This is a genomic window from Enterobacter sp. EGD-HP1 (assembly GCF_000733275.2).
Lineage (GTDB): Bacteria > Pseudomonadota > Gammaproteobacteria > Enterobacterales > Enterobacteriaceae > Enterobacter.
Genome location: NZ_AVOP01000033.1, coordinates 1 through 24,553 on the forward strand (window position 1 = coordinate 1; position 24,553 = coordinate 24,553).

A 24,553-nucleotide genomic window follows, 5' to 3' on the forward strand; every position below is an offset into this window, starting at 1 on the left:
TCGTGTCGATGGAGGCGCATTATAGGGGGCCGCCGAGGAATGACAAGCGGAAAAATGCATTTTTATTTCAACCGCTCATCTTTTCGCCAAAAAGGCTATTTTTGGTGCTTTTTAATCTCTTTTGGTAGATCGGCCAGACTATTAATCACCCAATCCGCTGCACTCTCTGCTTCTGGCGTCACTGGCTTACCGGTGCGAACTAATATTTTGGTCCCTACACCCGCTGCTGCTGCTGCCTGCATATCTTCCAGTTTATCGCCCACCATATAAGAAGCAGCCATATCAATGTGCAGGAACTCCTGTGCAGAGATGAACATCCCAGGATGCGGCTTACGGCAATCACAGGTCTGGCGATACTCTTCTACTGTTCCTTGCGGATGGTGCGGACAATAGTAGATGCCATCAAGATCCACACCGCGGTCAGCCAGCGACCAGTCCATCCATTCCGTCAGCGTCTCGAACTGCGCTTCAGTGAATTTACCGCGTGCAATACCGGACTGGTTCGTCACAACCACCAGCGCATAGCCCATCTCTTTCAGCTGGCGCATGGCATCAATTGCGCCCTCGATAAACTCGAACTCATCAATCTCATGGACATAACCGTGATCCACATTAATAGTGCCGTCACGATCGAGAAAAATTGCGGGTACTGATTTTGCCACCGGTTTGCTCCTGAAAAAGGCATGTTCGACTAGTATCTCATGAATTGCAGCGCAATAAAGTGCTCATCGTACAGAGTTGGATTGATTTAGACGTCTGGATGCCTTAACATCCGTTTTGTTTACGGTCATCACCCGTATCTGGCAGAAGAAAATGCCACGGCTAACTTACATACGATAAAAATAATCTAATGATTAAACTTTCCAATATCACCAAAGTGTTCCAGCAGGGGAACCGAACCATTCAGGCGCTGAACAACGTCAGCCTGCATGTTCCTGCTGGTCAAATTTATGGCGTCATTGGCGCATCGGGTGCAGGTAAAAGCACGCTGATTCGTTGTGTTAACCTGCTTGAGCGCCCAACCCAGGGCAGCGTAGAAGTTGGCGGCCAGGAACTTACCGCCCTCTCAGAGAAAGAACTCACCAAAGCGCGTCGTCAGATTGGCATGATCTTCCAGCACTTTAACCTGCTGGCCTCCCGCACCGTGTTCGGCAACGTTGCCTTGCCGCTTGAGCTGGATAACACGCCAAAAGAAGAAGTGAAGCGTCGCGTCACCGAGCTGCTCGACCTTGTGGGTCTGGGCGACAAACATGATAGCTACCCGGCAAACCTGTCCGGTGGGCAAAAACAGCGTGTGGCCATTGCCCGCGCGCTGGCAAGCAATCCTAAGGTGCTGCTGTGTGATGAAGCCACCAGCGCTCTGGATCCGGCAACCACACGTTCGATTCTGGAACTGCTGAAAGATATTAACCGTCGTCTGGGCCTGACGATCCTCCTTATTACACACGAGATGGATGTGGTGAAACGCATCTGCGACTGTGTGGCGGTCATCAGCAACGGTGAGCTGATCGAGCAGGACACGGTAAGTGAAGTGTTCTCGCACCCGAAAACCCCGCTGGCGCAGCAGTTCATCCAGTCCACCCTGCATCTGGATATCCCGGAAGATTATCTGGAACGCCTGAAAACCGAACCAACGGCAGACAGCGTCCCGATGCTGCGCATGGAGTTCACCGGTCAGTCCGTTGACGCTCCCCTGCTTTCCGAAACCGCGCGTCGCTTTAACGTGAACAACAACATCATCAGCGCGCAGATGGATTACGCCGGTGGCGTGAAGTTCGGCATCATGCTGACAGAAATGCACGGTACACAAGAAGAAACCCAGGCCGCGATTGCCTGGCTGCAAGAACACCATGTAAAAGTAGAGGTACTGGGTTATGTCTGAGCCGATGATGTGGCTGCTGGTTCGCGGCGTTTGGGAAACGCTGGCAATGACCTTTGTCTCTGGCTTCTTTGGTTTTGTGATTGGCCTGCCGGTCGGCGTATTGCTGTACGTGACGCGTCCGGGTCAAATCATTGAGAACGCGAAGCTGTACCGTACGCTTTCTGCGCTGGTGAACATATTCCGTTCTATTCCCTTCATTATTTTGCTGGTGTGGATGATTCCGTTTACCCGCGTGATCGTCGGAACGTCTATCGGTCTGCAGGCGGCCATCGTTCCGCTGACCGTAGGGGCTGCGCCGTTTATCGCCCGTATGGTGGAAAACGCCCTGCTGGAAATTCCAACCGGTTTGATCGAAGCCTCACGTGCGATGGGCGCCACGCCGATGCAGATCGTGCGCAAAGTCCTGCTCCCGGAAGCACTGCCAGGCCTGGTGAACGCGGCAACTATCACGCTCATCACGCTGGTCGGTTATTCCGCAATGGGCGGTGCTGTTGGCGCTGGCGGTTTAGGTCAGATTGGTTACCAGTACGGCTATATTGGATATAACGCTACCGTGATGAATACCGTTCTGGTATTGCTGGTTGTTCTGGTTTATCTAATCCAGTTCTCTGGCGATCGCATCGTCCGGACCGTTACTCACAAATAACGTTACACACAACACAAACTCTACGAGTTAAGGATAAAACATGGCGTTTAAATTAAAGACCTTTGCAGCAGTAGGCGCGCTGATCGGCTCTCTGGCACTGGTGGGTTGCGGTCAGGATGAAAAAGATCCAAACCACATTAAAGTGGGCGTTATCGTGGGTGCAGAACAACAGGTTGCTGAAGTTGCCCAGAAAGTGGCGAAAGAAAAATACGGTCTGGACGTTGAGCTGGTGACCTTCAACGATTACGTTCTGCCGAACGAAGCGCTGAGCAAAGGCGATATCGACGCCAACGCCTTCCAGCATAAGCCATACCTGGATCAGCAGATCAAAGATCGCGGCTATAAACTGGTGGGCGTGGGTAACACCTTCGTTTATCCAATCGCCGGTTACTCTAAGAAAATTAAATCGCTGGACGAACTGCAGCCGGGCTCTCAGGTTGCCGTCCCTAACGACCCAACTAACCTTGGCCGCTCCCTGCTGCTGCTGCAGAAAGTGGGCCTGATCAAACTGAAAGATGGTGTTGGACTGCTGCCAACCGTTCTGGATGTCACCGAGAACCCGAAAAATCTGAAAATTGTTGAACTGGAAGCACCGCAGCTGCCACGTTCTCTGGACGATGCGCAGATTGCCCTGGCCGTTATCAACACCACTTACGCCAGCCAGATTGGCCTGACGCCAGCCAAAGACGGTATCTTCGTTGAAGATAAAGACTCCCCGTACGTGAACCTGATCGTGACTCGCGAAGACAACAAAGACGCGGAAAACGTGAAGAAATTCGTTCAGGCTTATCAGTCTGATGAAGTTTACCAGGAAGCCAACAAAGTGTTTAACGGCGGCGCTGTTAAAGGCTGGTAATCTCACCTCAGTGTAATATCATCAGGACGGGCTTATGCCCGTCTTGTCATTTGTGCAGTCAACTGATTCAATATCTGACGTTTTGATTATCCATTGAGGAAATATTATGCGTGCTTTACCGATCTGTCTTTTAGCACTCATGCTGGGCGGCTGTTCTATGCTAAGCAGATCTCCCGTTGAACCTGTTCAAAGCACGGCAACCCCGCCAAAAACCGAGCCTGCGAAACCGAAAGTGGTTCGCCCTGCGCCGGTTCGTATTATCACTAAAGCAGACGAACTCGTCGGTAAACCGTTCCGTGAACTGGGCGAAGTGAGCGGCGAATCCTGTCAGGCGACCAATCAGGACTCACCACCGAATATTCCGACAGCGCGTAAACGTATGCAGATTAATGCCGCAAAAATGAAAGCCAACGCGGTTCTGCTGCACAGCTGCGAAGTCACCAGCGGCACGCCGGGCTGCTATCGTCAGGCGGTTTGCATCGGTTCTGCGCTGAACATCACGGCGAAATGAGTGCATTTCAGTTCGAGCAGATAGGCGTCATCCACTCGCCTTATAAAGAGAAATTCGCCGTCCCCCGCCAGCCCGGTCTTGTGACCAGCGCAAGCGGTGAGCTTCACCTGATAGCGCCATACAATCAGGCGGATGCAGTACGCGGGCTTGAGGCTTTCAGCCATTTATGGGTGGTGTTCGTGTTTCACCAGACGATGGAAGGCGGCTGGCGTCCTACCGTGCGTCCTCCTCGTCTTGGCGGAAATGCGAGAATGGGCGTGTTTGCAACGCGCTCGACCTTCCGCCCAAACCCGGTTGGCATGTCGCTGGTTGAACTGAAAGGCATACGCTGCCAGAAAGATCGGGTGATACTGGAGTTAGGTAGTCTGGACCTGGTAGACGGCACGCCGGTAATCGACATTAAACCCTATTTGCCTTTCGCTGAAGCGCTCCCGGACGCGCGTGCAAGCTATGCTCAGGACGCACCGCAGGCGGACATGCCTGTTTATTTTACGCCTGAGATAACCGCGCAGCTCGGTCAACTGGAGAAACGCTATCCTCGCTTACGGAATTTCATCACTGAAGTTCTGGCACAGGACCCTCGTCCGGCCTACCGTAAAGAAGAGGAAGCAGGAAAAACGTACGCCGTCTGGCTGCTCGATTTCAACGTTCGCTGGCGCGTCACTGAGGCAGGTTTTGAAGTGTTTGCCCTTGAACCCAGGTAATTTTGTTCTCCTCTCTTTTGGCATCTTTGCCACACTGGTAAACTAAACCACTTTTTTTGTGTCAGGCTGGTGTTTCAGCCTGTTCCAATCGTCGAAATGGAACCGTAACAACATGCGTACTAGCCAATATCTGCTCTCCACTCTGAAGGAGACGCCTGCCGACGCCGAAGTGATCAGCCATCAGCTGATGCTGCGCGCCGGGATGATCCGCAAGCTGGCCTCCGGGTTATACACCTGGCTGCCGACCGGCGTGCGCGTCCTGAAAAAAGTCGAAAACATCGTGCGTGAAGAGATGAACAACGCCGGTGCTATCGAGGTGTCCATGCCCGTGGTTCAGCCCGCTGACCTGTGGCAGGAGAGCGGCCGTTGGGAACAATATGGTCCTGAACTGCTGCGCTTCGTCGATCGCGGCGAGCGTCCGTTCGTTCTCGGCCCAACGCATGAAGAAGTCATTACCGACCTGATTCGTAATGAGCTGAGCTCTTACAAACAGCTGCCGCTGAACTTCTTCCAGATCCAGACCAAGTTCCGTGACGAAGTTCGCCCACGTTTCGGCGTCATGCGCTCTCGCGAATTCCTGATGAAAGACGCCTACTCTTTCCATACTTCTCAGGAGTCGCTGCAAGAGACTTACGACGCAATGTACGCGGCCTACAGCAAAATCTTCTCCCGCATGGGTCTGGATTTCCGTGCTGTGCAGGCTGATACCGGCTCCATCGGCGGTAGCGCATCCCATGAGTTCCAGGTACTGGCGCAGAGCGGTGAAGACGATGTGATCTTCTCTGACTCTTCAGACTACGCGGCGAACATCGAATTTGCAGAAGCGCTGGCGCCAAAAGAACCACGCGGTGCGGCAACGCAAGAGATGACGCTGGTTGATACGCCAAACGCGAAAACCATTGCCGAGCTGGTTGAGCAGTTCAATTTGCCCGTTGAAAAAACGGTTAAAACGCTGCTGGTGAAATCCGCCGAAGGGAGCGCTTACCCGCTGGTTGCCCTGCTGGTGCGTGGCGACCACGAACTGAACGAAGTGAAAGCCGAGAAGCTGCCGCAGGTAGCCAGCCCGCTGACGTTCGCGACGGAAGCGGAAATCCGCGCCGTGGTCAATGCCGGCCCTGGTTCACTGGGGCCAGTTAACCTGCCGGTGCCGGTTGTCATTGACCGCACGGTAGCCGCGATGAGCGACTTCTCTGCAGGTGCGAACATCGACGGTAAACATTACTTCGGCATCAACTGGGATCGCGACGTGGCGACGCCGGAAGTGGCTGACATCCGTAACGTGGTTGCAGGCGATCCAAGCCCGGACGGTCAGGGTACCCTGATGATTAAGCGCGGCATCGAAGTGGGTCACATCTTCCAGTTGGGCGATAAATACTCTCGCGCGCTGAACGCCGCTGTTCAGGGTGAAGACGGCCGTAACCAGATCCTGACCATGGGTTGCTATGGTATCGGGGTGACGCGCGTGGTGGCTGCGGCAATTGAGCAGAACTACGACGAGCGCGGCATCGTCTGGCCGGACAATATTGCGCCGTTCCAGGTGGCTATTCTGCCAATGAACATGCACAAGTCTTACCGCGTGCAGGAGCTGGCCGAGAAGCTGTATGCCGAGCTGCGCGCTCAGGGTATCGTAGTGCTGATGGATGACCGTAAAGAGCGTCCAGGCGTGATGTTCGCCGATATGGAACTGATCGGTATCCCGCACACCGTCGTCATCGGCGACCGTAACCTCGACAGCGATGAGATTGAATACAAATACCGTCGCAGCGGCGAAAAACAGATGATCAAGACCGGCGACATTCTTGATTACCTGGTGAAAGCCATCAAAGGCTAAAAAAAAACCCCGCTCAGGCGGGGTTTTTTAATGGCTCAGCGTCAGCTTATTTACTGTTACAGTCTTTACCCGCGACAAACTTCGCGTCTTTATCTGCCACCAGAGTTTTCACCATCTCTCCGCTATCCGGGTTTGGCTCCAGCGTAAAATGACCGTCAACCGTCAGCAATACCGGCTTGCTGTCATTGCCGCGTGCCACAGCGTAATCACGTTCAAGCTGCGCATTGTTTGCCACGCTGACCTTCCTGCCGGTTGCGCAGTCGGTAAAGATCGCCGCATCCGCCATATAGAAGTACATCCCCCGCATTGCCATCGGCGTTGCGGGCAGGGCCGCTTTCACCGGTGCCAGCGTGTAGTTGAACTGGGACTGAATAGGGTTGCCTTCGCGGTCGAGCATCTCCATCCCTTCGCCTTTGGCGCGGAAATAAGTTTTCTCGCCGGAGGTATCCGTCAGGACCAGCTTCTCTGCCGTTCGCGCCCATGTTCCGTAAGTCGCAAACGAAGAAGGCTCTTGAGCGCCCTGATAGCGCTGATTCATCACCCAGGTGCCATCTTTTTGCAGGAACAGAGACGTTTCAATACCTTCGCAGTCAGCGCAAGGCAATACGCCGCGCCAGCTTTGCTGCATCGGTTTCAACTCTTCCGTTTTCGAGGGTTGTAAAACCTGCGTTTCGGAGCGGTTGTTACACCCGAAAAGCGCAAACAGCGTACTTACTGCCAGCGCTGACCATAATACTTTTTTCACAATGAATTCCTTATGAAAAGTGTGTTCCCTTTCGTCACTCTGTCGGGCGACGAACTTTACCGCGTAGTGCTTTCACTGTGGATTTTTGGGCCTTAGAGGACAACCGACGCTCTTTCGATGCGCGGGTTGGCCGCGTTGCCCGGCGGCTTTTTTGTACTGTCGTTAACTCTTTGATGACCGCCACCAGCCTGGCTATCGCCGCTTCCCGGTTGAGCTCCTGGCTGCGGTACTCCTGGGCTTTGATCACCATCACGCCATCGCTGGTGATCAGGTGATGACTGGCGGCAAGCAGGCTTTCTTTATAATACTCTGGCAGGCTTGAGGCCCGAATGTCAAAACGCAAATGGATAGCCGTCGACGCCTTGTTGACGTGCTGTCCACCAGCCCCCTGCGCACGGATGGCGGTGATCTCCAGCTCGCTGTCAGGGATGCTGACGTTTCGGGACAAGACGATCATGACGCGGGTTGCCACGCCGTTAAATGAATTTCCAGATTATTCTGAGAATCAGAGAGCCAGATGGCGCCATCCTGAATCGTCGCCTGCAAAATCATGGTCCGGCTGGCAAACTCGCTCAACTGCGCCAGCTGCTCATCATCCAGATACCAGACCGTGAGATTTTTAAACTGTCCGCACTTGCTCTTGTTTTGCTGCCACCAGATCTCCGCAGCGCGCTGATTATACGCGAATAAGGCCACTTCAGCGGACTGGGTGCAGGCCTTTTTAATTCTGCGCTCGTCAGGCAGGCCGAGTTCGATCCACAAATCGATACCCAGATGATCGTTGCGCAGCCAGGCTTCAGGCTCGTCTTCTGCGCTTAACCCACGGGTAAACTGCAGTCGCTCGTCGGCATACTTAATCCACGCCAGCAGGCGCAGCATCATACGCTCCTGGGTTTCGGAGGGGTGGCGTGCCAGCGTAAGCGACGCGTCGAGGAACTGGTTGCGATCCAGATCGGCCACATTGACCACTGCTTTATAAATTGTCGCTTTCAGCGCCATGAGAGAACTCCATTCGAATCAGGCGCACATTGTAGCGAAAACCGCGGCAAAAGGCTGTTACAGGGTGTTAAATACACCGCTATCAAGGCTCTGATATTGCTTAAATGAGTATGGTATAGTCACCTTGCTAAACCGAGTTTATCTTCGTAGGCTTAATGATATCTCACAGTAAGTCAGTGCGCTGGCGGGAGGGGATGTGAATAATTATTGTGAGTTAATTCGCAAACGGTATGCGGAAATCGCCAGCGGAGATCTGGGGTATGTCCCGGACGCGTTGGGCTGTGTATTGAAAGTGCTTAATGAAGTGGCCTCTGATGAGAGCCTTTCAGAGTCGGTCAGGGAAAAAGCAGCGTATGCTGCGGCGAATTTACTGGTGAGCGATTATGTCGATGAATGATACTTATCAACCCATCAATTGTGATGACTATGACAACCTCGAACTCGCCTGCCAGCATCATTTATTACTGACGCTGGAGCTAAAAGATGGCGAAGTGTTGAAGGCGAAAGCCAGCGATCTGGTTTCACGAAAGAATGTGGAATACCTGATAGTGGAAGACGCCGGTGCGACGCGTGAGCTGCGTCTGGACAAAATAGCCAGCTTCAGCCACCCGCAAATCGGCACCGTTGTGGTGAGCGAATCCTGATGACACTAACGGGCAGCCTGGCTGCCCGTTACGCTTTCTGCCACTCAAAACGCCCCCCCTCTTCTGACCACCCCTCTTCCGTGATGAACACCCCCGCCGCAGCGATAAGCGTTTCACCGTAGAACAGTAGCGGCGTGGTGTCACGCAGCCACGGCGGCACGTTACACTCCTGCCATATTTTCTTCAGCTTCCGTCCCCCGTTGCGCCCGACGATATGCAGCATGCCGCCGGCCTTAAAGCGCACGGTGACCGGTTCGCCGGGCTTCGGCAGCCGCACATGACCAGACGACAGGAGAGAGACGCGTCCTGCCTCACAGGGCAATATCAGCGGTGCGTAAGGAGAAAGCCAGTCGAGCACCACATCGGTCAGCGAGGGCATGGATTTTATCCACCAGAGCTCCTCTTTATAGCGTCTCACCTCAAACCCGTTCAGGTGGACGCACGGGGAAGCATCATCCCGCGCCAGAGCGACTTCGTCCCAGATACGGCTCAGCATCGCCCGCGACGGCATCGCGGCGCGATGAGAGGCCAGCCAGCGTCGTAGCAGCGCGGCCCGACGTACCGGGCTCATCGCTTTCATCGGTGCGATCGCCAGCGCCCCGTCTTTAGAAATCAGTTCAGCCAGCTCTTCGCTCAGCAGCTCATCCAGCAACGACTCCTGTTCGGCGCACAGCATGGCGCTTCTTGCCGTCGCGTCGGCGAAATGCGGCCAGCGCTCGCCTAAAAGCGGGAGGACGCGCAGGCGCAGGAAGTTACGGTCATAGCCGTCATCCTGGTTACTCTCATCTTCGATCCAGTTCAGCTGATGTTCTCGCGCCCAGGCTTCCAGTGAGGCACGCGTCTCGCCAAGCAGCGGACGCAGTAGCGTTGTGCCGGCAAATTCAGAACGCGCCGGCATGGCAGAAAGCCCCGCCGGGCCGCTGCCCCGCTTAAGCGCCAGCAGAAAGGTTTCACACTGATCGTCCAGATGCTGGGCCGTGACCAGCGCTTCTCCAGTACGTAATGCCCCGGAAAACGCGGCATAGCGGGCTTTACGCGCCTGCGCCTCGATGCCCAGCCCTTCCTCCATAATCGCAACGCGCTCAACGATGAGCGGGATCGCCCAGGCCGCACACAAGGCTTCGCAGTGTGCCACCCACGCCTCTGCGTGAGGACTTAATCCGTGGTGGATGTGTATAGCCCGAAGCTGGACGTCAGGTTCCCGATCGCGCCAGCACTTGAGGCGATGCAGCAACACGGTGGAATCCAGGCCACCACTAAACCCCACCAGCAGCTGGCGGTACGGTGAAACGGCTTGTGCGATAGCGGGTGAGGTCATAGGAGATTACACATAAAAAATGCCCGAACTGAGCGGGCATTATCACACAGGACAACTATTACTGCTGATAAAGCTCCAGCGGCAGGCCGTCCGGGTCGTTGAAAAAGGTAAACCGCTTGTCGGTGAACGGATCGACGCGTATCGCTTCGCACGTCACGTCGTGCGCTTCCAGATGCTTTACTGCACTATCCAGGTCATCGACGCTGAAGGCAAGATGACGCAGGCCACAGGCTTCCGGGCGGGACGGACGCGCAGGCGGAAAAGGAAAAGAGAACAGCTCAATCACATATTGCCCGTTTAACGCCAGGTCGCCCTTCCAGGAGTCGCGCTCCTCGCGGTACGCCTCGCTCAACAGCGTAAAGCCGAGAATGTCGCAGTAGAAGGCCTTACTTTTTGCGTAATCGGTGGCAATGATCGCAATATGATGAACAGCTTTTAAACCCAGCATAGCTTCTCCTTTTTATGATGCCTGAACGTTACAACCGAAAACCCGCGCCTGGCAAGCGGTCCCCCTTATTTTAGGACTCGCACCCAGTAAACGCCGTTCTCGTCGCGCTTCGCACCGTGGATATCCGTCTCAAAGCCCGGATAATGGCGCCCGACAGAGCAGAGCATCAGCAGGAAATCGAGCACGGCCCGACTCTCTTCGGTGATCATCTCTCCCGGCATAAGGAGCGGTACGCCAGGCGGGTAAGGCAGGATCATGTTGGCCGATACGCGCCCGACCAGGTTTTCCAGCTCGACGGTTTCGACCTCCCCTTTCACCTGGCGCTGCCATGCCTTGTGCGGGGTAAACTTCATCTCCGGTAATACATCGAAAGCCTGAAGCATCAGGCGCGGCAGATCGTGCTGACGGATCAGCCTGTGGATCCCCTGGGCCAGATCCTGAATGCGCATATTACGGTAGAAGTCAGGATCCTCCGCGTAGAGATCCGGCAGCATGTTTTTCACCCGCAGGTTGAGATCGTAGGCGCGCTTAAACTCCATCAGGCCGCGCAACAACCCCATCGCCCGGGTTTTGTCGATCCCGATGCTGAACAGGAACAGCAGGTTATAGGGACCGGTTTTCTCCACCACCACGCCACGTTCATCCAGGAATTTCGCCACCAGCGCGGCCGGAATGCCCGCATCGCCCATCTTGCCCTGCTCATCCATGCCCGGCGTCAGGATCGTCACTTTGACCGGATCGAGGAACATATGGCCGGCATCGGCATCCCGGAAGCCATGCCAGTCTTCGCCGGGGGAGACGGGCCAGCATTCGGCTTCATCAATCTCTTCCGGCTGCCAGATATCAAAGAACCAGCCGTCGGCTTCATCTTTCAGCCGCTGAACTTCTTTGCGGAAATGCAGCGCGCGTTCTACCGAACGATTAATGAGGCGTTTGCCCGGATTGCCGCGCAGCATCGCCGCGGCCGTTTCAATGGAGGCCACCAGCGGATAGCTCGGTGAGGTGGTGGTATGCATCATAAAGGCTTCGTTGAACGTGTCTTCGTCGTACTCGCCTTTGATGTGAATAAGCGAAGCCTGAGAAAACGCCGCCAGCATTTTATGCGTCGACTGCGTTTCGAAGAACACTTTACCCGGCACGCGTTCACCGCTCATGCCGCTTTTACCCGCGTAAATCGGGTGGAAATTGGTGTACGGCACCCATGCGGAGTCGAAGTGGATCGACGGCACGTCCAGCGTCTCTTTGATCCAGTTCGTGTTGTACAGCAAACCGTCATAGGTCGAGTTGGTGATCACCGCATGGACAGGCCAGCTTGCGCCAGGAATTGCCGCGACCTTACTTTCAATGGCGTCATGGGTGAACTCCCGGCGCGGAATGCCGCCCAGAATACCGAGCGCGTTACGCGTGGGCGATAGCCAGAGCGGTACGACGTCGCTCATCATCAGCAGGTGTGCCAGCGACTTATGGCAGTTACGATCAATCAACAAGGTGCTGCCAGCGGGCGCAGCGTACATCCCGACGATTTTGTTCGAGGTCGAGGTGCCGTTGGTCACCATATAGCTCTGCTCGGCGCCAAAGGTACGGGCAATATACTCTTCGGCCTCCAGGTGCGGGCCGGTGTGATCCAGCAGAGAGCCTAATTCGGTGACTGAAATCGACACGTCCGCTTTCAGCGTGTTGCCACCGAAGAAATCATAGAACAGGCAGCCCACCGGACTTTTTTGATAGGCCGTTCCCGCCATATGACCCGGCGTACAGAAGGTATATTTGCCTTCCTTCACGTAGGTGAAGAGCGCCCGGGTAAACGGTGGGGTAATGTTATCGAGATATTCGCCGGTATACTGCTGAATGCGGGTCGCAATATCTTCCGCCACGCCGAGGGAATATTCAAAAAACCACAGCGCCATACGCATATCATTGGCGCTGACGTCCATGGTGGAGTGGGTATTAATAAAGGCGTACAGCGGGAGGTATTCGTTCAGCTTGTTGATATCGCTGCACAGTTCGAGATCATATTCGTCCCAGTCGAAGATCACGCCGCAGATACGCGGGTTATGCTCGATGAACTTCAGCAGGTCGGCGCTGTTGTGCGGCCAGATTAGCTGATACCCGCGCGACTGCAGGGCTTGCTCCAGCTCCTTAATCGGCTCATCTTTATAAAAGACGCCGTGCGGCCCCATAACGGCAATGATATTCATGGGCTTCCTCCTTAAAAAACATTAGCTAAGCATAGTCCGGCTAAACCGCAGGTATAAAAAAAGCCGCAACAGTGTGCGGCTTTTCAGATAATTGTGAAGCTTACGCGTAACCGTAGGTCATCAGACGCTGGTAACGGCGGTTGAGCAGATCGTCTTTGCTCAGCGCGTCCAGATCCGCCAGGTCAGCCAGCAGCTGCGCTTTCAGAGAAGCCGCCATCGCTTCCGGCTTACGATGCGCACCGCCCAGCGGTTCCGGGATGATGGAGTCGATCAGCTTAAGCTCTTTCAGGCGTGGCGCAATGATGCCCATTGCTTCTGCTGCCAGCGGCGCTTTGTCGGCGCTTTTCCACAGAATGGACGCACAGCCTTCCGGGGAGATAACGGAATAGGTGCTGTACTGCAGCATATTCACTTTATCGCCCACGCCAATCGCCAGCGCACCGCCGGAACCACCCTCACCGATAACGGTACAGATAACCGGCACCTTCAGACGAGACATCTCGCGCAGGTTGCGCGCGATGGCTTCAGACTGACCGCGCTCTTCCGCGCCCACGCCTGGGTATGCACCCGGGGTGTCGATGAAGGTGATGATTGGCATGTTGAAACGCTCAGCCATCTCCATCAGACGCAGGGCTTTACGGTAGCCTTCTGGTGCTGGCATACCAAAGTTACGACGGATTTTCTCTTTGGTTTCACGACCTTTCTGATGACCAATGATCATCACCGGGCGTCCGTCCAGACGCGCGATACCGCCAACGATAGCTTTATCGTCAGCATATGCGCGATCGCCTGCCAGTTCGTCAAATTCGTCAAACGCCAAGCGGACATAATCCAGGGTGTACGGACGCTGTGGATGGCGAGCCAGCTGGGCCACCTGCCATGCGCCGAGATCGGCAAAGATTTTGCGCGTCAGCTCTACGCTTTTCTCGCGCAGACGATGCACTTCTTCGTCGATGTTAATATCCAGTTTTTCATCCTGACGGCTTACCGCTGTCAGAGAATCGATTTTCGCTTCCAGCTCAGCAATCGGCTGTTCGAAATCAAGGAAATTCAGACTCATAGTATTCCTGTATTAGTCAAACTCCAGTTCCACCTGCTCCGAACCAATGAGGCCACGGAGATCGTTCAGTAAACGATCGCTCGGAGAGACACGCCACGTTGCACCAAAGCGCAACCGCGCACGTGCATCCGCCCTCTGATAGTAGAGATGTACTGGAATTGTCCCCGAGCGGTGGGGTTCCAGAGACTGACGGAGTCGGTTTAAAAGCTGGTCATCAATTTGCCTGTCCGTCAGCGAGATAGCAAGCCCGCGAGCATATTTTTCCCGGGCTTCGTCAATGTCCATCACTTCGCGGGCGGTCATTTTAAGCCCCCCACTGAAGTCATCAAAGCTGACCTGTCCGCTGACGATAAGTATGCGGTCTTTTTCCAGCAATTGCTGGTATTTATCCAGCGCGTCGGTGAACAACATCACCTCCAGACGCCCGGAACGGTCATCCAACGTACAGATGCCGATACGATTGCCGCGCTTGGTGACCATAACCCTTGCGGCAATCACGAGCCCCGCAGCCGTGGTGATTTTACCACGTTCTGTCGGATGCATGTCTTTAAGCCTGTGGCCGCCGACATAGCGCTCAATTTCTTTGATGTACTGGTTGATCGGGTGCCCCGTCAGGTACAAGCCTAACGTCTCACGCTCCCCATCCAGTACCACCTGTTCTGGCCACGGCTGGCAGTTGGAATACGACTGCTCGATCTGCTCTGGCTCTTCCGCCAGCACCCCGAACATATCCGCCTGACCAATGGCTTCCGCTTTTGCATGCTGATCCGCCGCTTTCAGCGCGTCGCCGAGGGAATTCATCAGCGCGGCGCGGTGCGGCCCCAGCCTGTCAAACGCGCCGGACATGATCAGTTTTTCCAGCACGCGGCGGTTCAGTTTTTTGGTATCGGTACGGGCGCAAAGATCGAACAGCTCGCGGAAATACCCGCCGTTGTTACGCGCTTCGATGATCGCCTCGATCGGACCTTCACCCACGCCTTTGATCGCACCGATCCCGTAAACGATCTCTCCATCGTCGTTGACGTGGAAATGGTAGAGCCCTGAGTTAATATCCGGCGGCAGGATCTTAAGCCCCATGCGCCAGCACTCGTCCACCAGGCCCACCACCTTCTCGGTGTTGTCCATATCGGCCGTCATTACCGCCGCCATAAACTCAGCAGGATAGTGCGCCTTCAGCCACAGCGTTTGATACGAGACCAAAGCATAGGCGGCAGAGTGGGATTTGTTAAACCCGTACCCGGCGAATTTTTCTACCAGGTCAAAGATCTTGATCGCCAGTTCACCATCAATGCCGTTTTTTCTCGCACCCTCTTCGAAGGTGCCGCGCTGCTTGGCCATCTCCTCGGGCTTTTTCTTACCCATCGCACGACGCAGCATGTCCGCGCCGCCGAGGGTATAGCCAGAGAGCACCTGCGCAATCTGCATGACCTGTTCCTGGTACAGGATGATGCCGTAGGTTGGCTCCAGTACCGGCTTCAGGCTTTCATGCTGCCACTGCACGTCCGGGTACGAAATCTCTTCGCGCCCGTGCTTACGGTCGATAAAGTTATCTACCATCCCTGACTGCAGTGGGCCCGGACGGAACAGGGCCACCAGTGCGATCATATCTTCGAAGCAGTCGGGCTGCAGACGTTTAATCAGATCTTTCATGCCGCGGGATTCAAGCTGGAAGACGGCTGTCGTCTCCGAGCGCTGCAGCATGTCGAAACTTTTCTTGTCATCCAGCGGGATGGCGGCAATGTCTATCGGCTCAAGGCCCTGCTTCTCCCGGCGCGGGTTGATCATCTTCAGCGCCCAGTCGATGATCGTCAGCGTACGCAGGCCGAGGAAGTCAAACTTCACCAGCCCGGCGTATTCCACGTCGTTCTTATCAAACTGAGTAACCGGATGCTCACCCGCTTCATCGCAGTAGAGCGGCGCGAAATCGGTAATTTTGGTCGGCGCGATAACTACGCCCCCCGCATGCTTACCGGCATTACGCGTGACGCCTTCCAGCTTGCGCGCCATGTCTATCAGCGCTTTCACTTCTTCGTCAGCTTCGTAGATTTCCGGCAGCTGAGGTTCGGCTTCAAACGCTTTTGCCAGCGTCATTCCCGGATCGGGCGGCACCAGCTTAGAAATACGATCGACAAACCCGTACGGATGGCCCAGCACGCGGCCGACGTCACGGATAACCGCTTTCGCCGCCATCGTACCGAACGTAATAATCTGCGATACCGCATCACGGCCGTACATATCGGCGACGTGCTCGATCACCTGGTCGCGTTTCTCCATGCAGAAGTCGACGTCAAAGTCGGGCATGGAAACACGTTCCGGGTTAAGGAAACGTTCGAACAGCAGGTCAAACTCCAGCGGATCGAGGTCGGTAATTTTAAGCGCATAGGCCACAAGCGATCCTGCACCGGAGCCACGCCCCGGTCCGACCGGTACGCCGTTATCCTTCGACCACTGGATAAACTCCATTACGATCAGGAAGTAGCCCGGGAAGCCCATCTGGTTGATGACCTGGAGTTCAATATCCAGGCGCTCATCGTACGGCGGGCGCTTCTCTTTGCGGACAGCCTCATCCGGGAACAGGAATTCCAGACGCTCTTCCAGACCTTCTTTTGATTTCATGACCAGGAAATCTTCCGTGGTCATATCACCCGTCGGGAACTGCGGCAGGAAATATTCGCCGAGACGGACGGTAACGTTACAGCGCTTGGCAATCTCTACGCTGTTTTCCAGCGCTTCAGGGATATCGGAGAAGAGTTCACACATCTCCTCCTCACTGCGCATGTACTGTTGAGCGGAGTAGTTACGCGGCCGTTTAGGATCGTCCAGCGTGAAGCCATCGTGGATCGCCACGCGAATTTCGTGGGCGTCAAAATCACCCGGCTCGAGGAAACGCACATCGTTTGTCGCGACGACGGGCAGGCCGCGTTCTTCTGCAAGTGCGACCGCCGCATGCAGATAACTCTCTTCATCCTGGCGACCGGTGCGGATCAGCTCCAGATAATAACGATCCGGGAAATACTCTTCATAGAACGAGACGCATTGATCCACCAGCGCGCTGTTACCGCGCAGCAGGCATTTGCCGACATCGCCCATACGGCCGCCAGAGATCAGCAGCAGCCCTTCGTTGAGCTCAGCCAGCCAGTCTCTGTCGATCCACGGGCCCAACGCACCGTATCCGCGCTGATAGGCTTTTGAAATAAGCAGAGTGAGGTTTTGATAGCCCGTGTTGTTCATCGCCAGCACGGAGATTTGCGTCATTTCATCGCCGATGAGATCGCTCTGCACATGAAAATCTGCGCCGACGATAGGCTTCATCCCCGCGCCGTGCGCCGTTCCGTAGAACTTCACCAGGCCACACAGATTGGTAAAATCGGTGATCGCCAGCGCGGGCATGCCAAGGGAGGCCGCCTTTTTTACCAGCGGCCCGGTCTTCGCCAGCCCATCGATCATGGAGTAGTCGCTATGCACCCGCAGGTGTACGAAACGTGGTTCAGCCATCTTCAGATTCCGCGTTACTTAATTGCTTGCGTATTGATTCAGGACACCCGTCCCAGCGCGCGTTTCACCGGGCCAAAACTGCGCCGGTGGTGTTCGGTTGCGCCATGTTCAGCCAGCCTTTCCAGATGGAAAGGGGTGGGATACCCCTTATGCTGGGCGAAACCATACTGAGGGTAAGTGAGGTCCAGCGCGGCCATTTCAGCGTCGCGCGTCACTTTGGCAATAATAGAAGCTGCGCTAATTTCTGCGACCCGGCTATCGCCTTTGACGACCGCCATTGCAGGCATGGGCAATGCAGGACAGCGGTTGCCGTCAATCAGAACATATTCCGGGGAAATTTTCAGACCCGCTACCGCACGCTGCATCGCCAGCATCGTGGCATGCAAAATATTCAGCTCGTCTATTTCATGCGGTTCAGCGCGCCCCAGGCTCCAGGCCAGCGCCTTCTCCTGAATCTCACCAAACAGCGCCAGCCGGCGCTTTTCAGATAATTTTTTTGAGTCGTTCAGCCCGATAATCGGGCGAGCCGGATCGAGGATCACCGCGGCGGTCACCACGGCCCCGACCAACGGGCCACGACCCACTTCGTCCACGCCCGCCACAAGGCGAGTGTGAGGATAAACAAATTCCATCATTTTGCTAACTCCAGCACCGCATCAGCCGCTTGCTCATCAGCATTACAGCGGATCAGTTGATGCAGTTCGCGGAAGGTATCGTGCATCTGGTGGCTGGTCTTGCCGTTGGCGAGCAGCGGCAGCAGTGCATCGGCAAGCGCCTGCGGCTGGCACTCATCCTGCAGCAACTCTTTCACCAGCTCGCGCCCGGCAAGCAGGTTTGGCAGGGAGACATAATCCGTTTTCACCAGACGTTTTGCCAGCCAGAAGGTGAACGGCTTCATGCGATAACCGACCACCATCGGGCATTTCGCCAGCATACATTCCAGCGCCGCCGTACCGGAGGCTAAAAGCGCGGCATCACTCGCATACATCGCTTCCCGTCCTTTACCGTCCAGAAGACGCACGTGGAGATCCGGGGCAACTTCCGCTTTGATGCGCTCAAACTGCTCGCGGCGTTTGGCATTCACCAGCGGAACAACCACTTCAAGGTCAGGATAGGTCTGGCGAAGAATTTGCGCTGTTTTAAGGAAATCGGCGCTCAGCATCTCCACTTCTGCGCCACGGCTGCCTGGCAGCAGTGCCAGACAGTGCACATCATGCGGGATGCCCAGCGCGTCGCGCGCCGCGTTTTTATCCGGATCCAATGGCATCGCATCCGCCATGGTATGACCGATAAAACGGCACGGAACATTAAATCTGTCGTAAAACGCTTTTTCGAAAGGCAGAAAAGCCAGCACCAGGTTGGTGGACCGTCCAATTTTGAAAACGCGTTTCTGTCGCCACGCCCAGACGGACGGACTGACGTAGTGAATGGTTTTTATGCCCTGCTTTTTCAGATTCCCTTCGAGGGTAATGTTGAAATCAGGTGCATCAATACCGACAAACACATCGGGTTTAAGTTCGGTAAAGCGGCGGGTGAGATCGGCACGGATGTGCAGCAAACGGCGTAGCCGTCCCAGCACCTCAACGATGCCCATCACGGCGAGCTCTTCCATTTCATACCAGGCTTCACAGCCTTCCGCCTGCATCAGCGGGCCAGCAACGCCGACAAAGCGAGCATTGGGTACACGCGCCTTAAGCGCGCGGATGAGACCGGCACCAAGAATATCGCCGGAGGTTTCTCCGGCGACCAGGGCTATCGTAAGCGGACGACTGTCGACCATTAACGAATCAGACCCCTTGTTGAACGGTCAAAGAATTCCATGAACGCGTTCACTTCCGGGTGCTTATTCGCCAGCTCGGCAATTTCCGGCTTCGCCTCTTCCAGCGTTTTACCGCTACGGTACAGCAGTTTGTACGCGTTGCGGATGGCAGTAATCGCTTCGCGACTAAAACCACGACGCTTGAGACCTTCGATGTTCACGCCAAACGGCGTGGCATGGTTGCCCTGCGCAATCACATACGGTGGAACGTCCTGCGCCACACCGGAGCATCCGCCAACCATCACGTGCGCACCAATGATGCAGAACTGATGGACTGCGGTCATGCCGCCAATAATGGCGAAGTCATCAACCGATACGTGTCCTGCCAGCGTTGCGTTGTTGGCAAGAATACAGCGGTCACCCACGGTACAGTCGTGCGCGATATGCGCATTAACCATGAACAGGTTATCGCTGCCCACCTTCGTCAACCCACCACCTTGTACTGTTCCACGATGAATGGTGACGCTTTCGCGAATACGGTTACGATCGCCAATTTCCAGACGGGTCGACTCACCAGCATATTTCAGATCCTGGTTAACTTCGCCGATGGAGGCGAACTGATAGATCTCGTTATTGCAGCCAATGGTCGTGTGACCATTCACGACAACGTGAGATTTCAGTACTGTACCCTCACCAATTTCGACATGGGGTCCAACAATACAAAACGGGCCAATGTGGACGTTAGCGCCAATGATGGCACCGGTTTCCACAATAGCGGTAGGATGAATAAAGGCGGATTTATCAATCACGTATCAGGACTCCCGGCTACGAGCACACATCATCGTCGCTTCGCAAACAACTTTGCCGTCAACCAGCGCTACGCCTTTGAAGCGAGTCAGGCCACGACGCGTTTTTTCAAAAGTGACTTCCATGATCATCTGATCACCAGGCACGACAGGGCGCTTAAAGCGCGCTTCATCAATACCCGCGAAGTAATAGAGCTCACCTGGCTCCAGTTTGCCGACGCTTTTAAACGCCAGAATACCGGTAGCCTGAGCCATCGCTTCCAGAATCAACACACCCGGGAAGATAGGCTTACCAGGGAAGTGCCCCTGGAAGAACGGCTCGTTCACGGAAACATTTTTCACTGCGCGCAGAAAACGACCTTCTTCAAAATCCAGCACACGGTCTACCAGCAGAAACGGGTAGCGGTGCGGCAGAAGTTCTAAAATCTCTTCAATATGCAGAGTATGAGTGTCAGTAGTCAAAATACTCTTCCTGTCAAAATGTACTGATAACAATAATAACACGGCCTGCCGGTTTATTAGAAAGCCGACAGGCCGGGAAAAATAGCGTTAAACGGATGACGCTTAATCTTGTTGATCGATTTTGCGCTCAAGAGACTTGAGGCGCTTGCTCATATCATCAATGTTCATCACCAGAGCTGCTGTTTTACGCCATACCTTGTTGGGCTGTAGCGGAATGCCGGAGGAATAGACGCCAGGTTCAGTGATAGGACGCATTACCATGCCCATGCCCGTCACCGTTACCTTGTCGCATATTTCCATATGGCCATTAATCACGCTCGCGCCGCCAATCATGCAATAACGACCAATTTTCAGGCTGCCCGCCATGATGACGCCCCCCGCAACCGCGGTATTGTCGCCAATCACAACGTTATGCGCAATCTGGCACTGGTTATCGATGATAACACCATTGCCAATGATCGTGTCGTCAAGTGCACCACGGTCAATCGTGGTACAGGCGCCGATCTCCACGCGATCGCCAATAATAACGCGACCAAGCTGCGGGATCTTAACCCAGTTACCGCGATCGTTCGCGTAACCAAAGCCATCAGAACCGATCACGGTACTGGACTGGACGAGGCAATTTTCACCGATTTCAACTTCATGATAAACGGACACATTGGCCCATAAACGGGTTCCAGCGCCGATTTTCGTATTTTTCCCAACGAAGCAACCAGGGCCAATAACGACGTTATCGCCCAGCACAACGCCAGATTCGATAACCGCATTTGCGCCAATAGCGACGTTGTTACCCAGCTTAGCCGTCGAGTCAATCGCTGCACTGGCAGCAATGTTCTGCGCCGGCTGCGGCGTGGTATCAAGAATTTGAGCCATGCGTGCATACGTCAGGTAGGGATTTTTCACTACCAGCGCGCTTCCAGTGGCAAAGGGAAGATCGTCCTGCGTCAGAACAACAGCTGACGCCTGGCATTGAGCCAGTTGTTCACGGTACTTAGGGCTTACCATGAAGGTTATCGTGCCAGCTTTAGCAGATTGCATGGACGCAACAGCGGTGATGACGATATCGCCATCACCGTGTAATTCTGCATCCAACTGCTGAGCTAAATCAGCCAGTCGAATTGAAGGCATTACTTATTTAACCTGTTTCAGAACGTCAGCGGTGATGTCTTTAACATCGCTGCTGTTGAAAGCTACGGCGTTCGCATCAACAACCAGATCGATGCTCTGATCGGCAGCCACTGCTTTAACAGCGGTCTGAATGCGAGTCACCAGCTTGCCGCGTTCTTCGTTAGAACGACGCTGACGATCCTGCTCGAAAGCCTGTGCTTTCTGGGAGAACGCCTGGCGCTGAGCCATTACGTCTTTTTCCAGCTTGCTGCGGTCGCTTGCTTTCATGGTAGAACCATCACGCTGCAGACGCTGCATTTTGGACTGAAGATCGTTTTCCATACCCTGCAGTTCGCTTGCACGGCCTTTGAATTCGTTTTCCAGAGTCGCAGAAACACCCGTTTTCTGTGCAACCTGCTGGAACAAATTACCCATGTTGACGATTGCAATTTTGTCTGCTGCCTGAGCAGAAGTTGCCATCGCTAAACCGAGACCTGCAGCTAATAACCACTTTTTCACAATTAACTCCTTACCATCCCATTGGCACCAGAAGGTACCGTTCTTTGCGTGGCAAGGCGACCGTGTTACCGATCGCCAGTTGTCAGCGCTACACTGCCAACGCATTCCATTGCAGCGGATTATTACCAGGTTTTACCAATGTTAAACTGGAATTGCTCCGCTTTGTCTCCATCGTATTTCTTAAACGGCTGGGCGTAAGAGAAGACCAACGGCCCCAGCGGTGACATCCATTGTAATGCGATACCGGCAGACATGCGAATATTGCTCGGATCGCTGTAGTCTGGAACGCCAGCTGCACGCATCTGGGCAGTGTTCTCCCAGTTGGTATCCCACACCGTACCTGCATCCCAGAAGAAGGATGTACGCACGGAGTTTGCGTATTTATCACTGATAAACGGCGTTGGCGTGATGAACTCCAGGCTGGCAACGGCCATGGCGTTACCGCCCACCGCGTCATCAGAGCTACAGACTTCGGATGAAGAAGACTTATTACAGTTATCTTTGTCGTTCCCGCCGTAGTAAACCGCTTTCGGACCAATGTTATTGGACTGGAAACCACGAACGGTGCTGGAGCCACCCGCATAGAAGTTTTCATAGAACGGCAGTTCTTTGCCACCCAAGCCGTCGCCATAGCCCCAACGGGTACGACCCAGAACCACCCACTTATGGTCGTCATCGATTGGGAAGTAGGACGCGGTATCCAGCGTCACCTTATAGAACTCGTTATCGGAACCCGGCACGGTAACTTTACCGTTCAGGTTGACGCGAGAACCTTCCGTTGGGAAGTAACCACGGTCGAGACGGTTATAGGTCCAGCCGTAGTTGAAGGTGAAGTCATCCGCAGCGAAACCGTTGTTATCGCTGTTTTTGCTCGCCGACTGACCGATTGAGTCCAGATAACGCCACATGGCCACCTGCGGTTGCATATTGGACAGGTCGTTATGCACGTAACCTAAGCCCGCACGCAGGGTGTTGTATTCGTTAACCGGGAAGCCAAGCGTACCGTCGACACCGTAACTCTTGTTAGTGTAAGAAGACAGGTCCGCGTCGTCTGCTTTAAAGTCGTTATAGAAGATACGACCGCCCAGGCTCACACCGTCAACGGTGAAGTATGGGTTAGTCACAGATAACTCAGAGTAGGTCTGGTAGTCGTTTTTGGTGCCGTTAATACCGACAGAGTAACCCGTACCCAGCCAGTTATCCTGCTGCACGCCAACCTGGAAGCTGACGCCGCTTTCAGTACCGTAGCCCACACCGAAGTTGAAGCTACCGGTGTTACGCTCTTTAACTTTATAAACGACATCAACCTGATCCGGGCTGCCCGGCACGCGCTGGGTATCGGTATCCACCGTTTCAAAATAGCCCAGACGGTTCAGACGCTCTTTACCCTGATCAACGAGGTCGCTACCCAACCATGCGCCTTCCATCTGACGCATTTCGCGACGCAGAACGGAATCTTTGGAGGTGTCGTTACCGACGAAGCGGATCTTACGCACGTAGAAGCGGTTGCCCGCGTCAACATTCACGTGCAGCTTAACGGTTTTATCCGCATCGTTGATTTCAGGCTGAGTCTGTACGCGCGGATAAGCATAACCATAGCGGCCGAGCAGCTTTTTAATGCTGTCTTCCATTTTGGTTACCTTGGAACCGCTATACAGGTCGCCTGGCTGAATTTTGGTCAGAGATTCGATTTCAGCAGAATGCCCCGCCAGGTTGCCACTCACCTCAACACCCGAAAGCTTGTACTGCTCGCCTTCAGTAATGTTGACCGTAATGTAGATCCCTTTCTTGTCCGGCGTCAGGCTTACCTGAGTCGAGTCAATGTTGAAGCGCGCATAGCCACGATCGAGATAGTAGCTGCGCAGGGTTTCAAGATCGCCCGCCAGTTTCTGTTTCTGATATTTGCGATCGCCTACCACGTTCCACCATGGCACTTCATCGCGCAGCTGGAAGGTGGAGATCAGTTCGTCGGTGCTGAACGCGTGGTTGCCGACAATGTTGATCTGTTGGATCTTCGCAGAAACACCTTCCTGGAAGACCAGCTTCAGGTCAACACGGTTACGCGGCAGCGGAGTGACAACCGCTTTCACGCTGGCGCTGTATTTACCGACGCTGTAGTAGAAGTCTTCCAGACCTTTTTCAATGTCTGAAAGGGTTGTGCGGTCCAGGGATTCACCCACACGAACACCGGATGCTTCAAGGTTCTGCTTGAGCATGTCATCTTTCACCGACTTGTTACCGGAGAAAGTGATACTGGCGATCGTTGGACGTTCTTTTACCTGTACCAGCAGCGTATCACCATCGCGCAGAACGCGAACGTCCTCAAAGTTGCCAGTGGCAAACAGAGCACGGATGGTGTTACTGATATCTTCATCATTAACCGTATCGCCGGGGCGTACAGGCATACTGAGGAGGGCCGCACCAACGGCGACACGCTGGAGGCCTTCGAAATGAATGTCTTTCACTACGAACCCGTCAGCACCGTATACGGTGGCGCTGCTAAACAGCAGCGACGCTATGAGCAACTTTTTCATCGCCATCGTTATTATGCGTTCTTCCTAAC

The 24,553-nt window shown here is 54.6% G+C and carries 24 protein-coding genes; 8 read left to right on the top strand and 16 right to left on the bottom strand.

Annotation, left to right across the window (positions count from 1 at the left end; genetic code table 11):
* Window positions 1-95: 95 nt before the first annotated feature.
* Entirely contained in the window at window positions 96-662 is a 567-nt protein-coding gene (gene gmhB, locus N037_RS17285; protein WP_032642465.1) for a D-glycero-beta-D-manno-heptose 1,7-bisphosphate 7-phosphatase, read from the bottom strand.
* Between the two features lie 188 nt (window positions 663-850).
* Here gmhB and metN point away from each other — a divergent pair, with 188 nt between their 5' ends.
* The 6 genes from metN to proS all read left to right on the top strand — a co-directional run bounded on the left by metN (window position 851) and on the right by proS (window position 6,430).
* Window positions 851-1,882, top strand: a complete 1,032-nt coding sequence (metN, locus tag N037_RS17290) for a methionine ABC transporter ATP-binding protein MetN (protein ID WP_023334590.1) — start codon at window positions 851-853, stop codon at window positions 1,880-1,882.
* Window positions 1,875-2,528, top strand: a complete 654-nt coding sequence (locus N037_RS17295; protein WP_014168730.1) for a methionine ABC transporter permease MetI — start codon at window positions 1,875-1,877, stop codon at window positions 2,526-2,528. The genes metN and N037_RS17295 overlap by 8 nt, the downstream gene beginning before the upstream one ends.
* Window positions 2,529-2,568: 40 nt before the next feature.
* On the top strand, window positions 2,569-3,384 hold the full coding sequence (metQ, locus tag N037_RS17300; RefSeq protein ID WP_014168729.1) for a methionine ABC transporter substrate-binding lipoprotein MetQ: 816 nt from the start codon (window positions 2,569-2,571) through the stop codon (window positions 3,382-3,384).
* 106 nt (window positions 3,385-3,490) lie between these two features.
* The gene (rcsF, locus tag N037_RS17305; protein ID WP_023334589.1) at window positions 3,491-3,895 is read left to right on the top strand and encodes an Rcs stress response system protein RcsF; all 405 of its coding nucleotides are present in this window, start codon (window positions 3,491-3,493) and stop codon (window positions 3,893-3,895) included.
* Window positions 3,892-4,599, top strand: coding sequence for a tRNA (N6-threonylcarbamoyladenosine(37)-N6)-methyltransferase TrmO (gene tsaA, locus N037_RS17310; RefSeq protein ID WP_023334588.1), 708 nt, complete (start codon window positions 3,892-3,894; stop codon window positions 4,597-4,599). The genes rcsF and tsaA overlap by 4 nt, the downstream gene beginning before the upstream one ends.
* Before the next feature lie 112 nt (window positions 4,600-4,711).
* Window positions 4,712-6,430 (top strand): proline--tRNA ligase, encoded by a 1,719-nt coding sequence (proS, locus tag N037_RS17315; protein WP_032642467.1) that lies wholly within the window; start codon window positions 4,712-4,714, stop codon window positions 6,428-6,430.
* Window positions 6,431-6,476: 46 nt separating this feature from the next.
* On the opposite strand, the gene nlpE is transcribed toward proS, so the two are convergent.
* The 3 genes from nlpE to N037_RS17330 are packed head-to-tail and all read right to left on the bottom strand — an operon-like array spanning window position 6,477 to window position 8,174.
* Entirely contained in the window at window positions 6,477-7,175 is a 699-nt protein-coding gene (nlpE, locus tag N037_RS17320) for an envelope stress response activation lipoprotein NlpE (protein ID WP_023334586.1), read from the bottom strand.
* Between the two features lie 34 nt (window positions 7,176-7,209).
* Window positions 7,210-7,632, bottom strand: coding sequence for an alternative ribosome rescue aminoacyl-tRNA hydrolase ArfB (arfB, locus tag N037_RS17325; RefSeq protein WP_023334585.1), 423 nt, complete (start codon window positions 7,630-7,632; stop codon window positions 7,210-7,212).
* A complete protein-coding gene (locus N037_RS17330; RefSeq protein WP_032642470.1) occupies window positions 7,629-8,174 on the bottom strand; it encodes a YaeQ family protein in 546 nt (181 codons plus the stop codon). Before N037_RS17330 ends, arfB begins: the two co-directional genes overlap by 4 nt.
* A 196-nt stretch (window positions 8,175-8,370) precedes the next feature.
* Here N037_RS17330 and N037_RS24265 point away from each other — a divergent pair, with 196 nt between their 5' ends.
* Window positions 8,371-8,571: a YaeP family protein gene (locus tag N037_RS24265; protein WP_008501889.1), complete on the top strand. Its 201-nt coding sequence runs from the start codon at window positions 8,371-8,373 to the stop codon at window positions 8,569-8,571.
* Window positions 8,558-8,818 carry a Rho-binding antiterminator gene (gene rof, locus N037_RS17335; protein ID WP_008501890.1) on the top strand — a complete coding sequence of 87 codons (261 nt, stop codon included), beginning with the start codon at window positions 8,558-8,560 and terminating at the stop codon, window positions 8,816-8,818. The genes N037_RS24265 and rof overlap by 14 nt, the downstream gene beginning before the upstream one ends.
* Before the next feature lie 28 nt (window positions 8,819-8,846).
* Here rof and tilS read toward each other — a convergent pair whose 3' ends face one another.
* The 12 genes from tilS to bamA all read right to left on the bottom strand — a co-directional run bounded on the left by tilS (window position 8,847) and on the right by bamA (window position 24,530).
* On the bottom strand, window positions 8,847-10,136 hold the full coding sequence (tilS, locus tag N037_RS17340) for a tRNA lysidine(34) synthetase TilS (RefSeq protein WP_032642471.1): 1,290 nt from the start codon (window positions 10,134-10,136) through the stop codon (window positions 8,847-8,849).
* A 58-nt stretch (window positions 10,137-10,194) separates the two neighbouring features.
* Window positions 10,195-10,584, bottom strand: a complete 390-nt coding sequence (locus N037_RS17345; RefSeq protein WP_032642473.1) for a VOC family protein — start codon at window positions 10,582-10,584, stop codon at window positions 10,195-10,197.
* Between the two features lie 65 nt (window positions 10,585-10,649).
* On the bottom strand, window positions 10,650-12,782 hold the full coding sequence (locus N037_RS17350) for a lysine decarboxylase LdcC (protein ID WP_032642475.1): 2,133 nt from the start codon (window positions 12,780-12,782) through the stop codon (window positions 10,650-10,652).
* A gap of 100 nt (window positions 12,783-12,882) precedes the next feature.
* The gene (gene accA, locus N037_RS17355; RefSeq protein WP_023334581.1) at window positions 12,883-13,842 is read right to left on the bottom strand and encodes an acetyl-CoA carboxylase carboxyl transferase subunit alpha; all 960 of its coding nucleotides are present in this window, start codon (window positions 13,840-13,842) and stop codon (window positions 12,883-12,885) included.
* Between the two features lie 12 nt (window positions 13,843-13,854).
* Complete coding sequence (dnaE, locus tag N037_RS17360; RefSeq protein WP_032642477.1) at window positions 13,855-17,337, bottom strand: DNA polymerase III subunit alpha; 3,483 nt, start codon at window positions 17,335-17,337, stop codon at window positions 13,855-13,857.
* Window positions 17,338-17,375: 38 nt separating this feature from the next.
* Window positions 17,376-17,972, bottom strand: a complete 597-nt coding sequence (gene rnhB, locus N037_RS17365) for a ribonuclease HII (protein ID WP_023334579.1) — start codon at window positions 17,970-17,972, stop codon at window positions 17,376-17,378.
* On the bottom strand, window positions 17,969-19,117 hold the full coding sequence (gene lpxB / locus N037_RS17370; protein ID WP_023334578.1) for a lipid-A-disaccharide synthase: 1,149 nt from the start codon (window positions 19,115-19,117) through the stop codon (window positions 17,969-17,971). Before lpxB ends, rnhB begins: the two co-directional genes overlap by 4 nt.
* The gene (lpxA, locus tag N037_RS17375; RefSeq protein WP_023310462.1) at window positions 19,117-19,905 is read right to left on the bottom strand and encodes an acyl-ACP--UDP-N-acetylglucosamine O-acyltransferase; all 789 of its coding nucleotides are present in this window, start codon (window positions 19,903-19,905) and stop codon (window positions 19,117-19,119) included. The genes lpxB and lpxA overlap by 1 nt, the downstream gene beginning before the upstream one ends.
* A 3-nt stretch (window positions 19,906-19,908) precedes the next feature.
* Entirely contained in the window at window positions 19,909-20,364 is a 456-nt protein-coding gene (fabZ, locus tag N037_RS17380; RefSeq protein WP_010426706.1) for a 3-hydroxyacyl-ACP dehydratase FabZ, read from the bottom strand.
* 102 nt (window positions 20,365-20,466) lie between these two features.
* Complete coding sequence (gene lpxD / locus N037_RS17385; RefSeq protein WP_023334577.1) at window positions 20,467-21,492, bottom strand: UDP-3-O-(3-hydroxymyristoyl)glucosamine N-acyltransferase; 1,026 nt, start codon at window positions 21,490-21,492, stop codon at window positions 20,467-20,469.
* A 3-nt stretch (window positions 21,493-21,495) separates the two neighbouring features.
* On the bottom strand, window positions 21,496-21,990 hold the full coding sequence (gene skp, locus N037_RS17390) for a molecular chaperone Skp (protein ID WP_023334576.1): 495 nt from the start codon (window positions 21,988-21,990) through the stop codon (window positions 21,496-21,498).
* A gap of 122 nt (window positions 21,991-22,112) precedes the next feature.
* Window positions 22,113-24,530 (bottom strand): outer membrane protein assembly factor BamA, encoded by a 2,418-nt coding sequence (bamA, locus tag N037_RS17395; protein ID WP_023334575.1) that lies wholly within the window; start codon window positions 24,528-24,530, stop codon window positions 22,113-22,115.
* Window positions 24,531-24,553 lie beyond the last annotated feature (23 nt).

Bases quoted from the DNA above. Each gene is read 5' to 3' on its own strand.
- metN (WP_023334590.1), top strand. From the start codon at position 851: ATGATTAAACTTTCCAATATCACCAAAGTGTTCCAGCAGGGGAACCGA.
- N037_RS17295 (WP_014168730.1), top strand. From the start codon at position 1,875: ATGTCTGAGCCGATGATGTGGCTGCTGGTTCGCGGCGTTTGGGAAACG.
- metQ (WP_014168729.1), top strand. From the start codon at position 2,569: ATGGCGTTTAAATTAAAGACCTTTGCAGCAGTAGGCGCGCTGATCGGC.
- rcsF (WP_023334589.1), top strand. From the start codon at position 3,491: ATGCGTGCTTTACCGATCTGTCTTTTAGCACTCATGCTGGGCGGCTGT.
- tsaA (WP_023334588.1), top strand. From the start codon at position 3,892: ATGAGTGCATTTCAGTTCGAGCAGATAGGCGTCATCCACTCGCCTTAT.
- proS (WP_032642467.1), top strand. From the start codon at position 4,712: ATGCGTACTAGCCAATATCTGCTCTCCACTCTGAAGGAGACGCCTGCC.
- arfB (WP_023334585.1), bottom strand. From the start codon at position 7,632: ATGATCGTCTTGTCCCGAAACGTCAGCATCCCTGACAGCGAGCTGGAG.
- N037_RS17330 (WP_032642470.1), bottom strand. From the start codon at position 8,174: ATGGCGCTGAAAGCGACAATTTATAAAGCAGTGGTCAATGTGGCCGAT.
- rof (WP_008501890.1), top strand. From the start codon at position 8,558: ATGTCGATGAATGATACTTATCAACCCATCAATTGTGATGACTATGAC.
- tilS (WP_032642471.1), bottom strand. From the start codon at position 10,136: ATGACCTCACCCGCTATCGCACAAGCCGTTTCACCGTACCGCCAGCTG.
- N037_RS17345 (WP_032642473.1), bottom strand. From the start codon at position 10,584: ATGCTGGGTTTAAAAGCTGTTCATCATATTGCGATCATTGCCACCGAT.
- N037_RS17350 (WP_032642475.1), bottom strand. From the start codon at position 12,782: ATGAATATCATTGCCGTTATGGGGCCGCACGGCGTCTTTTATAAAGAT.
- accA (WP_023334581.1), bottom strand. From the start codon at position 13,842: ATGAGTCTGAATTTCCTTGATTTCGAACAGCCGATTGCTGAGCTGGAA.
- dnaE (WP_032642477.1), bottom strand. From the start codon at position 17,337: ATGGCTGAACCACGTTTCGTACACCTGCGGGTGCATAGCGACTACTCC.
- rnhB (WP_023334579.1), bottom strand. From the start codon at position 17,972: ATGATGGAATTTGTTTATCCTCACACTCGCCTTGTGGCGGGCGTGGAC.
- lpxB (WP_023334578.1), bottom strand. From the start codon at position 19,117: ATGGTCGACAGTCGTCCGCTTACGATAGCCCTGGTCGCCGGAGAAACC.
- lpxD (WP_023334577.1), bottom strand. From the start codon at position 21,492: ATGCCTTCAATTCGACTGGCTGATTTAGCTCAGCAGTTGGATGCAGAA.
- bamA (WP_023334575.1), bottom strand. From the start codon at position 24,530: ATGGCGATGAAAAAGTTGCTCATAGCGTCGCTGCTGTTTAGCAGCGCC.